Annotated in this window: 5 protein-coding genes; 4 read left to right on the forward strand and 1 reads right to left on the reverse strand. The window is 48.4% G+C overall.

The features are described 5' to 3' along the window. Positions 1–316 precede the first annotated feature (316 nt). From RYZ26_RS13140 to RYZ26_RS13155, 4 genes are all read left to right on the forward strand, one after another. Complete coding sequence (locus RYZ26_RS13140) at positions 317–7,003, forward strand: cadherin-like domain-containing protein (protein WP_317683681.1); 6,687 nt, start codon at positions 317–319, stop codon at positions 7,001–7,003. Positions 7,004–7,114: 111 nt separating this feature from the next. Continuing rightward, the gene (locus tag RYZ26_RS13145; RefSeq protein WP_317683682.1) at positions 7,115–8,998 is read left to right on the forward strand and encodes a PAS-domain containing protein; all 1,884 of its coding nucleotides are present in this window, start codon (positions 7,115–7,117) and stop codon (positions 8,996–8,998) included. Positions 8,999–9,115: 117 nt separating this feature from the next. Continuing rightward, positions 9,116–10,201: an HD domain-containing phosphohydrolase gene (locus RYZ26_RS13150; RefSeq protein ID WP_317683683.1), complete on the forward strand. Its 1,086-nt coding sequence runs from the start codon at positions 9,116–9,118 to the stop codon at positions 10,199–10,201. A 5-nt stretch (positions 10,202–10,206) separates the two neighbouring features. Further along, complete coding sequence (locus RYZ26_RS13155) at positions 10,207–10,485, forward strand: DUF3572 domain-containing protein (protein ID WP_317683684.1); 279 nt, start codon at positions 10,207–10,209, stop codon at positions 10,483–10,485. An 11-nt stretch (positions 10,486–10,496) separates the two neighbouring features. Here the strand turns inward: RYZ26_RS13155 and RYZ26_RS13160 are convergent, their stop codons facing one another. Next, complete coding sequence (locus RYZ26_RS13160; protein WP_317683685.1) at positions 10,497–12,716, reverse strand: sensor domain-containing protein; 2,220 nt, start codon at positions 12,714–12,716, stop codon at positions 10,497–10,499. Positions 12,717–12,719 lie beyond the last annotated feature (3 nt).

The following is a 12,719-nucleotide window of genomic DNA, read 5'->3' on the forward strand; positions in this document are numbered from 1 at the left end:
TCAAATTACGCATAGACTTCTCCTCATAAAAAGAAGTCTTGAATCACATTCTACGCAATTTGTAAATCCACTTTGTCAACAGGACCTAGATACCCAAGTACGATACTCGACTAATAAACTCGTAAAATTAGGTAATTTCCCGTATACTTGACACTACGCCATGTGAGGGCGTTCCTATGTCAAAATGCACTGTTGAAGGTCGTTAAATTAACGAAGCAAGCACATCTGATTTTTATGGGTGACTTGAGGGATAATAAACCAAAGCTTCATGCTTTCAGGCAGAGGATTATGACATAGACAATTGTGAGGGTTGTCTATGCTGAATACACCAGGTGGTGATGAGCCACTTCAATACCGCGCATTGGACAGCGATGCCGGTCAAATTACTTTACCCGAGGGCCTATCGCTTCACTCGGCTAATTTCGTTCGTGATGGTTCTGATTTGTTGATCGAGACAGAGGATGGATCAGTTTTTGTTGCGCCCGGATATTTTGCAACGGAAACACTAGCCGACCTCACCACCCCCAATGGCGATTTTATCAACGGCACCCTGTTTGAAAATGCGCGCGATGTCGCAGCACAAGATCAATTTGCCCAGGTGGAAATCCCGGGCCTTGACCTGCCTGCCCCGGCTGATGCCATCCCGGACGGCATTGGCGAGCCCATCGGCACCGTCGATAATGTGGAAGGTGCGGTCAGCGTCACCCATGTGGACGGCACAACGGAATTCCTCAATGTAGGCGACAAGGTATATCAGGGTGATATTCTGGAAACAGAAACCGGATCCGGCATCGGGATTACCCTTGCTGATACCTCGGTCTTTTCATTAGGTGAAGAAGGTCAGCTGGTTCTGGATGAACTGGTCTATGACCCCGGCAATCAGGAAGGCAGCGCGGTGATCTCCCTTGTGGAAGGCACCGCCAGTTTTGTCAGTGGGCAAATCGCCAAGATCAATCCGGATGCGGTCAACATCACGACCCCGGTCGCCACCATCGGGATCCGTGGAACGAAAGTATTTGTCGAATACAAAGAAGGTGAATTCCGCGCCGTCAACCTGCTGGAAACCACGCTGGATGGCGAACAGGCGGGTGAAATTGTTATCTATGACAATGCGGGCGGCATCATTGGCACCACCAATGAAGCCAATATCGGCTGGAGCTGGAACCCGACGACATCAAGTCGCCCCACAGAGCAAAGTTTCACCACAAACCAAATAGAAACCATGACCCGCGATGCGCAACGCAACTTGCCACGCAACCTGGTTGAAGAAGCCGTTGATGCACGCGAAATGGAACAAGCCCTGCAGGAAGCCGCCGAACAGGCTGCCGAAGAAGCGCAGGCAGCACAGGAAGATGCCAATCAGGCAGAATTAGACGCAGAACAAGCTAAAGAGCAAGCCCTGCTCGCCCAACAGGAAGCCGAAGCTTTGCTGGCACAGGCGGCAGAAGACCAAGCCCTGCTGGAAGCCGCCCTTGAAGCGCAGAAACAAGCCGCACTGGAACAACAAGAAGCCGAACTGGCTGAACAACTTGCCCTCCAAGCCCTGGAAGAAGCCCAACGCGCCATAGAAGCCGAACGCCTGGCCTATGAAGCAGCGAAAAAAGCAGAAGAAGACTCTTTCAACGCCCTGCAAAAAGCACAGGAATATGCAGGGTACGGTACCAATCAGGATCAAGACACCAAAGCCAAAAAGCTTGCAGATAATACCGATTATTCGAATGTGGAAGTCATTCCCAACAGCGCGGATGATGACGACGGTACCGACACCACATTTACAGGATTTACAGATGAGACGTCAGACAATAACGATACGACATTAGTTGCAAACGCCGATGGTGATGGCGACGGTGATGAAGAAGACACCACCACCACGACGTCGCAAAATAATAATGACACTGCCGTCACTGTCACCCTAAATGGTACAGCGGTTGATGGATATATTAAAGGTGCAACCGTCTTTATTGACCTGAATAAAAACGGCGTTCTGGATGATAACGAAAATGTAGCAGGTGCGACATACACCACCACAGGCACAGAAGATAACCCTTCCAGTTTCGGCACCTTTGTGCTTTCGACAACGGCAGAAGACTATGTAATTTCTCTGACGGGTGGCACTGACATCGCTACAGACAAGCCATTTTATGGTGTCCTGCAAGCGCCTGCAGGTTCCACTGTTATCACACCATTGACCACCATGCTTGTTGCCTTGATGGACGCAGACCCGGCTTTAGATGTCGCGGCCGCCCAGGCAAAGCTTGCCACCGCACTCAACTTTGATAATCCAGCCCTGCTTGATTTAACCCAACATGATCCTGTAGCGGGTTCAAACGGAACTTTGCCGGACAACATTCCCACAGCTGACCATGCCGACTATATCCAGGCGCTGACAAAAGTCACCGCAGTAGGGGTGCAAATACAAAACACCATCATGCAGGCCGCAAATGTATTTGAAGCTGCGGCAGGCGATGGCGTAACATTAGAGCAAAGTACAACTTCTGCTGCTCTGTTTGACTCCCTTGCTCAATCGATCAAAGGTCTTTCCGCTACAGAGAAACTTCCTTTAGATTCAGCAGCGACATTGGAAAAAGCAATTAAGGATGCTGCTGCACTGGAAGATAGCGGCGGAAATACGATCTTCAGCCCCACATTAATTACCAACGTTAACGCTGTGGCAGAACAAACGGCCCAAATCATCCAAGCTTCTAACGAAACAATTTCAAACCTTATTGATGCAATTGACAGCAATAGTGATGGTGGGGCTTTACTCACTCAGTTGGCACAAGTCGCTGTTGTGGCCGAAGCGGCCTCTCAAGAATTCAATCAAATCAGTACGTTTGACAGCACCAGTCTGGATGGTTTGAAATCTTCTTACGTCGACACACTCGATTCAAAACTTTCTGATGCAAAAATTGGCGATATTAACGGTGATGGGACCGCCAGCCTGAAGCCCGTTTCCTTACAAGGGACAGAGGATCAGATTTTAACAATCACCAAAGCCCAGCTCATTGCAAACAATACCTTCCCAGAAAGCAGTACGATTAATGTATTAAACCCGACTTCCAAAAATGGCGGTACGCTGACAGAAACCGATACCGGCTGGACTTATACCCCTGTTGAAAACAACAGCTCGAATGTAACCTTCACATATGATCTTGAAGCTACATATTCAACAGATGACGGGCCGCAGACACAGACGATATCGACCTCTGCTGTTGCTCGATTTACGGCTGTTGCGGACAACACACTCCAAAATGATTCAGATCACAGTGTTGCCAACAATTCGACAGTAGACATTAATATTCTTGCCAATGACACAATAGATACAAACAAGACCCTAACCCTCAGCACCCCCTCAAACGGAACAGTCACGCTTAATGATGATAACACTGTGACTTATGACCCAAGTGATGATTTCACAGGGAATGACAGCTTCACCTATACGATCACAGAAACAGACGGCGCGACTCAAACCGCCACCGTTCAAATCACCGTTTCAGAGACAGGTGACGAAACACCCCCGCCCCCACCTGTTGATAACTATTCAGGTAAAGCCCTTGATGGATACCTGCAAAACGCAAATGTATTTATTGATCTTGATAAAGACGGTGTGCTGGATGCCAATGAAATTGCAAGCATTGTGATGACGGATTCAGATGGTGATTTCACCATCTCTACCACAGAAACCGACTATGTTATTTCTGTTGTTGGCGGGACTGATGCCTCTACAGGAGCGGCCTTTTATGGAGCTTTACAGGCTCCAAAAGGAGATGGAACAAGCATCATTTCCCCCCTGACCACCCTCATGGTAAATGGGGTGAGTGAAGCACAATTGAAGACCCAGTTCGGGCTTGGTAACAGTATTAGCTTATTGAGCGATGACCCCATCGCATTAGCTAATACTGGAGAAAACACAGCAATTTATTCAAAACTGGCAGCTGTGGGTGTACAAATTCAAAACATCATCATTCAAGCAGGTGCGGTTCTTGAGGGAGCATCTAGCAACTTGGGCGGTAGTACCGCTGCCAGTCACATTTTTACCGTCATTGCCGAGAAAATTACAGAAGCAGCCAATGACGGCAATATCACCTTTGACCTCAGCGATTCAAACGATCTGACGGCAGTAATCAATTCCACCGCCAGCAAGCTTTCTGACAGTGGTGTTACGATTGATACATCAAAAGTCAGCACCAATGCAGCGGCAACCGCCTCCCAGATCAGTACGTCAAACGCGGATATTGACACCGCGATTTCGCAAGGCAAGACAGGTGATGACCTGTTTGCAGTTACCTCACAAACTCAGCAAAATGCGACCTCTTTTGCTGAAAGTGCAAAAACTGCTGTTGAGAATGACCAACCCGTTTCCAACATCAACCGCGCCCCAACGGTCAACACCGTCACACTTGAAAACGGCACTGAGAATATAAGCTATACCCTGCAGGAAAGTGCACTGTTGGCCAACAGTTCAGACCTCGACAATGATACCCTGAATGTCACCGCCATTACCGGGACCAATATCACAGCAACTGAAAATACCGAGGCAGGCACATGGACCCTCACATCCACTGCAGCAGGTGAACAAACCATCACCTTTACCGTCAGTGACGGCACTGTTGATGTTATTCAAACCGCGACCATCAATTTCGTCGATGCGGATAACACGCTAGCCAATGACAGTGTGACCTTAAGTGAAGACGGCTCCAGCACCATTTCCGTTCTTGCCAATGATACGATCATTGACGGGGCGACCGTCAGTGCCATTTCCACACCATCAAATGGGTCGGTTACGCTCAATAACGACAACACGATCACCTATTCACCAACGGCAAACTATAACGGGTCAGACAGTTTCACCTATACGGTTACTGACGAAGATGGGGAAACACAATCAGCAACCGTGAACCTGACTGTTACGGCAGTAAATGACGCCCCGGTAGCGGGTGATCAGGTTTCTCTGAGCACCAATGAAGATACCCCCCTGACCATCACGACCACCCAATTACTGGGCAGTTCATCTGATGTCGATAACGACAGTTTGAGCATAGCCAACTTTACTATTCAAAGTGGGAATGGTTCCCTGGTTCAAAATGAAGATGGCGTCAGCTGGGTTTATACCCCTGCGGCCAATGACGACAGTGCGGTCACTTTTTCTTATGACGTAAGTGATGGCAGCCTGAGCGACAGCACGACAGCAACCATCACCGTCAATGCCGTGAATGATGCCCCAACCGTCAATACCGTAAGCTTGTCAAATGGCACAGAGGCCAGCAGCTATACGTTGACAGAAACCACGCTGCTGGCGAACAGCTCGGATATCGAAAGTGACGCCCTGACAGTCACGGCGGTGACAGGTGGCAGCAACCTGACCATCACGCAAACCACAAATGATCCAGAAAGCGGTGCGAAACGCTGGACCATCACATCATCAGAAGAAGGGGCCGAAACCATTACCTTCACGGTTAGTGACGGAACAAATTCGGTCAATCAAACCGCCACCATCACTTTTGCCGATATCGACAACACACTTACCAACGACACCGTGACTTTGACCGAAGATGGGTCTACCACCATCTCGGTTCTATCCAATGATACGATCATTGATGGCGGCACAGTTACGGCAACCTCCACCCCATCACACGGGTCGGTCACCATCAATAACGACAATACGGTGACCTATACGGCGGCAAGCGATTATGCGGGATCAGACAGTTTCTCTTACACCGTCACTGATGAAGATGGGGAAACCCAGACCGCAACCGTGAACCTGACCGTCACCGCAGATGCCGACGCCCCAACCTTGAACATGAGCCTGGGCACAGGGACAGAAATAACGGTCAATGGCGATGCATCAACCGTCACCATTACAAAAGACAATGTCACCGCAACTGGTAATGGTTATACGATCACAGGTAAAGCTCAATCCAATCACACACCAAATGCAGATGATATTGCTACATACGCCTCAGATGACGGCACTGTAAGTGGCTTTGGGGTGACAGGTGATCAATCGGGAAACCATACCGAGATCGGTTATCAAAGTTTTGCAGAAACTCTTTATGTTGACTTTGACACCAATGTTTCTTCCGTCAGCGTGGCTTTTGCCTGGCTTTCAAGTTCAGAAACGGCTTCTTACGAATTCTTCCTAAATGGATCATCTGTTGGGTCCGGAACCAGAGATGGGGTCACCGACGCCATTGATACGGCCATAACCCTTGCCCCTTCAAACGGCAGCCAGTTTGACCAGATCGTCTTCAAACCGGATGCACAGGGCGATGACTTCCTTATCAACTCTCTTTCCTTTGATAAGCCATCAACGACAACGGCTTATGTGGATATTCCGATCTATCTAAGCCATGCAGAAACAGATACTGACGGGTCAGAAACGCTGTCCAGCATTACGCTTTCCGGCATTCCAGACACAGCGACCCTTTATGTTGACAATTCCGCTGTCAGCGTTTCCAGCGGATCAGCCACCCTTGCCAATGATAATCTGGATAATGTGAAAATCCGTGTCACTGACACACAGGACAATTTCGACCTCACAGCGTCTATTACCTCCACAGACGGCAATGATACGGCGATCACCACACAGACGGTCAATGTGCCAGATTACACCTTTGCCTCCAGTGGTAATGATGACGTGATTGCCATTCAATCCGGTAATGTCACAATTGATGGCGGCACAGGCACCGATACCTTGCAGCTGGAAGCCGGATTTGATCCGAACTTCGTGACAGCAAACATCACGCTGACCTCTGTTGAAATTATTGATCTGGCAACCGATACGTCTGCCAACAGCATCACCATCGGTGCAACCCAGATTAACAGCGGGTCTGTCACCACCATCAACGGCAATGGCAGTGATACACTAACCTTTGCAGATAGTTCTGGCTGGTCGCAAGGTTCCACAGATCAGGAAACAGGCTACACCACCTATAACTATAGCCAGAATGACACGACGGCTTCGGTTCAGGTGACCTCGACAGTGGCGGTGACAGGATTCTAAGGTTATTTCCTTAACCTTAAGTTTCTTTTTTTAACTTGTCTAACTTGCTCAATAGCCTAAAGAATATTAAGCTCTTGGTCTTGGGGATAAAATCGCTCGCGGGTGAGACAGTTGCAAAAGATCACAAAGTCAAAGACGACACTGGAAGTTGATCTGATCATTCAGGCACTTGACCACCTGGATCAGGGCTTGAGTGTTTTTGATGGTGAGCTGAATCTGATCCTGTTCAATAAGAAATTTCAGACCTTGCTTGACTATCCCGACGATTTCCTTGAGACCGGGATGAGTTTTGCTGACCTGCTGCGCTATAATATTGATCACGGGGAATATGGCCCCGGCGATAAAGAACAGCAGTTTCAGGAACGCATGGATCAGGTCAAACATATACGCCCCCACCAATTTGTGCGCAGCCGCCCCGATGGCACTGTCATTTCTGTCAAAGGCACCCCTCTGCCCGACGGTGGGTTCATCACCCAATATTCAGATGTGACCCACACCCCGTCCGATCAAACCACACTGGTCGATATCGAAGAACAGTTTCGCACCTATCTGGAACTCAGCCCGGTTGGGGCCATGCTGGTCGAATTGGACGGCACGGTGCGTTTTATCAATGCGCGCATGTTGGATATTTTTGGCTACGATCGCAGCGACGAAGGCAGTATTTCCACGCTGGATTTTTATGCGAATTTAAATGACCGCATCACATTTCTGGATGTCCTGCAAAATAATGACACCCCATCATCTTTTCGTTTTATGGGAAAGAAGAAGAATGGGGAGACCTTCCCTACCCTGATCACGTCAAAGATCATCAATCTCAAAGGAAAGGATCGGATTTTCAGTTGGGTGAATGACCTGACAACCATCAGCAAAGCTGAAGAAACGATCCAAAAGCTGAGCGAGAGAAATGAATTGATCCTGTCTGCGGCTGGGGCTGGCATACTGGAAATTGATGATGCCAACAAAATTCAGTTCATCAATCCTGCAGCTGCAAAATTGCTGGGGTATGAACCTGAAGAACTAAAAGACCAGCCGCTGGCAAACTTGCTGATGCCAGACAGTGACATTGCCGATCTTTTACATAGTGATCGAAACAGCGGCGAAACCCAGATGCATACAAAGTCAAAAGCCGCCTTCCCGGTGAAATTCAACGTCTCTCGCATCAGCAACAGTGAAGGCCATGAAAGAAAAATCATTGTCTTTGATGATATTTCCGAACGGGTCGCAACCGAAGACGTGCTGCGCCAGGCCATGAAAGATATCGAAAACAGCAGTCGGGCAAAATCCAATTTCCTGTCGGTAATGAGCCATGAGCTGCGCACCCCCTTAAATGCCATTTTGGGATTTGCGCAAATCCTGAATAAGAACCCGGAAAATAATCTCAATGACCAGCAGCTGAAGTTTATCGAACATATGTTCAGTGCGGGTGAACATCTCTTAAAGCTGATCAACGAAGCTATTGATATTTCAGCCATTGAAAATGGGCAGGTCAGCCTGTCCAAACAGGCGCTTAATATGTGCGATATCATTGATGTCTGCGTTCAACAAGTCCAGGTCATGGCGGATAAAAAGAATGTGAACATCATAAAATCACCCCATGCCGGGCATGCACCCATCATCATTGCTGATCAGGCACGGTTTCAGCAGATCGTGGTTCATTTGCTGAGCAACGCCATAAAATATAACAAGCCAGAAGGCACCGTAACCCTTTCCTGTGAAGAACCCACTGAAAGCACCATCCGCCTTATCGTAAGCGATACCGGGCGAGGCATCGCAGAAACTGAACATAATGATATTTTCGCTCCCTTTAACAGACTTACAGCCCATAGCGAAGGTATTGAAGGGACCGGGCTAGGCCTGACACTATGCAAGCATTTATGTGACCTGATGGGCGGAAAGATTGGCTTTTTCACCAAGGTCAATGAAGGCAGTTCTTTCTGGATTGAATTTCCCAAAGCAGAAAATGACAGTCCCCTCATTCCCATGGATGATCACTAGGGCGCAATATCTTCACAATGCATTACAATTAATACGAAAGATTTTTGTCAAAGGTGGCAGGAATATGCTAAAACAAGCTAACGATGAATAAAATCTCGGCGCCAGGGAGAGTCGGCAATGGCTGTTGAAATAAAAATACTAAAAGAATCAAAAATATTAGTCGTTGATGACAATCCTTCTAATGTTTTGCTGCTCGAAGCATTGCTGCAACAGGAAGACTATGAAAATGTTGCAAGCACCACCGATCCGACCCAGGTGAAGGGACTGCATCAGGAAAATGAATATGACCTGATCCTTCTCGACATCCAGATGCCGCGCCTGAACGGCTTTGAAGTCATGGAACAATTAAAAGAAATACATGATGAAGCCGACTATCTGCCCGTTCTTGTTCTGACTGCGCAAACCGATATGGAAACGCGTCTGCGTTCCCTGGATCTGGGTGCACGTGACTTTGTGACCAAGCCGTTCCAGCATGCCGAAGTTCTGCAGCGTATCCACAATTCCCTTGAAATCAGACACCTTTACAAACAGCAGAAAGACTACAGTCACACGCTGGAAGAAAAGGTCAATGAAGCAACAGCTGAATTGCGCAAATCCCAACTGGATATCATCCGCTGTCTGGGCCGTGCGGGTGAATATCGCGACAATGAAACAGGCGAACATGTAATCCGCATGTCCAAATCCTGTCAGGTGCTTGCACGCGCTGCCGGGATTTCAGAACGCCAGGCTGAACTGATCCTTTACGCAAGTCCCATGCATGATGTGGGTAAAATCGGTATCCCCGATCATATCCTGCTGAAACCCGGTAAACTGACCCCGGACGAATGGGAAATTATGCAGACCCATGCCCAATTGGGTGCAGAAATTCTGGCGGATAACGAGTCTGAAATGGTGCAGCTTGCCCGCACCATCGCCATCAGCCACCATGAAAAATGGGATGGCTCTGGCTATCCCAAAGGTCTAAAGGGGGAAGATATCCCCATTGAAGGCCGTATTGCGGCGATCTGTGATGTGTTTGATGCGTTGACGTCTTGGCGCCCCTACAAAAAAGCCTGGACGATTGATGAAGCCATCAACTTCCTGAAAGAAAATGCAGGCTCTCACTTTGACCCAAACCTGGTCCCCCTGTTTATTGAATGTCTGCCCAAAATTCTGGACATTCGCGCTGAACATCAGGATCAAATCGAAGATGTGGCCAGCTAATTCCCATGAAGTCGGAACAAGCTGAAATCATCGCGATACAGGCCATCACCTTTATCGGTGCCCATGAACAATCGCTGAATGCACTTATGGCGCAAAGCGGCATGGGCCTTGATGACCTGAAAGAAAATATGACCGACCCGTCCTTTTTAGCAGGGGTACTTGACTTCCTTTTAGGGGACGAAGGCGGTCTGCTGGCTTTCTGTGACCACATAGGCCTGCCGCCGGAAATCGTCATTCAGGCAAGACGCGCCCTTCCCGGTGGGGAGAACCTCTGGGACGGATAAGTCCTATCGCGTTAAATCCCCAGGCCTGCAAATTCCGGCACGGGTTGATGTTCTTCATCATGCAGCATCTGTCTGAAATCTTCGACAGATTTGGGTTTGGAAAATAAGAATCCCTGCACTTCATCACAGCCTTCATCAACCAGGAAGCGGCGCTGTACTTCATGCTCCACCCCTTCTGCCAGCATACGCAATCCAAGGGCACGCCCTAAATCCAGCATAGCACGTACAATCGCTTCGGCTTCGCGGTCTTTACCAAGATCATCGACAAAGGCCTTATCGATTTTGATCATATCAAAAGGGAAGCGGCGCAAGTACGCAAGGCTTGAATAGCCCGTACCAAAATCATCCATTGCCAAATGCGCACCAAGGTCGCGTAATTCTTCCAGCCCCGACTTGGCCTTGTCCGGGTCATGCATGACCAGGTTCTCGGTCAGTTCCAGTTCAATATTAAATCCGGGACGACCAATGGTGTCATAGACCCGTTTCAAGGTTTTATGGATTTCATGGTTTCTGAATTGTCGCGCTGACACGTTGACGGAAATACGCAGGGATTTACCCATGGTGTTAAACCAATAAAGCGCCTCTTCCGCCGCTGTTTGCAAAACCCAGTCACCAATTTCAACGATTTTTCCGGTTTCTTCTGCAATATGGATAAAGTCGGTGGGAGGGATCAGCCCATGTTCCGGATGGTTCCAACGCAACAAGGCTTCTGCCGCGATTATTTCGCCTGTCTGCAAATTATAAATCGGCTGATAAACCAGCTCAAACTGATCATCTTCAATCGCTTTATGAAGATCATTTTCGATTTGCAGACGCTGAACGGCCCGTTCATTCAGGTCTTGCGTGAAGAAGCGGAAGCCACCTTTCTCACGGCCCTTCACCCGGTACATGGCCGTATCAGCATTCATCATCAGGGTTTCCACATCTTGGCCGTCCTGCGGATACATGGCAACGCCGATGCTACAGCTCACATGCAAATCCTGACTTTCGTGGCGGAAACTGGTAGCAACTTCCTTTGAAATCCGCTGCACAATATCAATCACATGGTCTTCATTTTCAGGGGCAAACAGTAATACCACAAATTCATCCCCGCCCAGGCGCGCAACCGTATCGCCACTTCGCACCGCATTGGAAATTTTCTTGGCCGTTTCCACGATCAACTGATCACCCACATTGTGCCCCAGCGTATCATTAACCGTCTTGAAATTGTCCAGATCAATAAACAGGATGGATAAAAGCCGTTTGTCTCGTTCAGCATGTGCAATCGCCTGTTTCAGACGATCTGACAGAAGGTTACGGTTAGCAAGGCCTGTTAAAGCATCGTGGTTTGCCTGAAACTCCAGTTTGGCTTCATACTTTTTCTGATTGCTGACATCCTGCAATGTCTCCACCGCGCCAACGGCTTGGCCTTCCTCATTCATAATCGGGGCAGCCGTGAAATAGAGCCATTTTTCCCCGGATCTGAAGTTTGGAAAAAAGTCCGTTGCCTCACAGCCATTTTCAATCAGGGGCGATGCTGCCCAGATACCGTTATAAAACTCACTCAGTTCAGATGCGCGATTATCCAACATGATATCAGCCAAGACAGGCCGGGGTTCATCGTAAAATGCTTTCCATTGATCTTTGGTGCCTACAATCTCTTCTGCTGCCGTCCCGATGATCGCTTCACAGGCTTTGTTCCAATGGGTGACATAGTGATCTTCATCAATCACAAACATCGGCACCGGGCATCCTTCGATGACCCCGCTTAGCAGCTGTTCTTTATCACGCAAAGACTGTTCATATTGTTTTTGCTTGGTGATATCGCGCAAGGTTTCCACTGCACCGATCACCATCCCATCGTCATCTTTTAAGACACCTGCACTAAATGACAAGTATTTCCCTCCATCGGGAAAATGTGGAAAAAAGTCTTCAGCTTCCCAAACATTTTCAAGAATGCTGGATCGTTTATATTTGCCCTTATAAAAAGCCTTCACTTCTTCGATGCGCCCTTCCAGAACCAGGTCCGCCATGGTTGGGCGTTCTTCCTTGTAAAAGGGATGCCAGGGTCTTTTTGTACCAACCATCTCTTCAGAAGGTACGCCCGTTACCTGTTCGCACGCAGAATTCCAATGGATGATACAGTGCTCTGAATCAATCACAAATGTTGGTACCGGCGTGCTTTCAATAATTTGGGAAAGCAGTGTGTTCCCACGGCTTGAAAGCAGTGATTTGAATTTCTCTAATGGCATTCT

The organism is Terasakiella sediminum (assembly GCF_033100395.1).
GTDB lineage: Bacteria > Pseudomonadota > Alphaproteobacteria > Rhodospirillales > Terasakiellaceae > Terasakiella.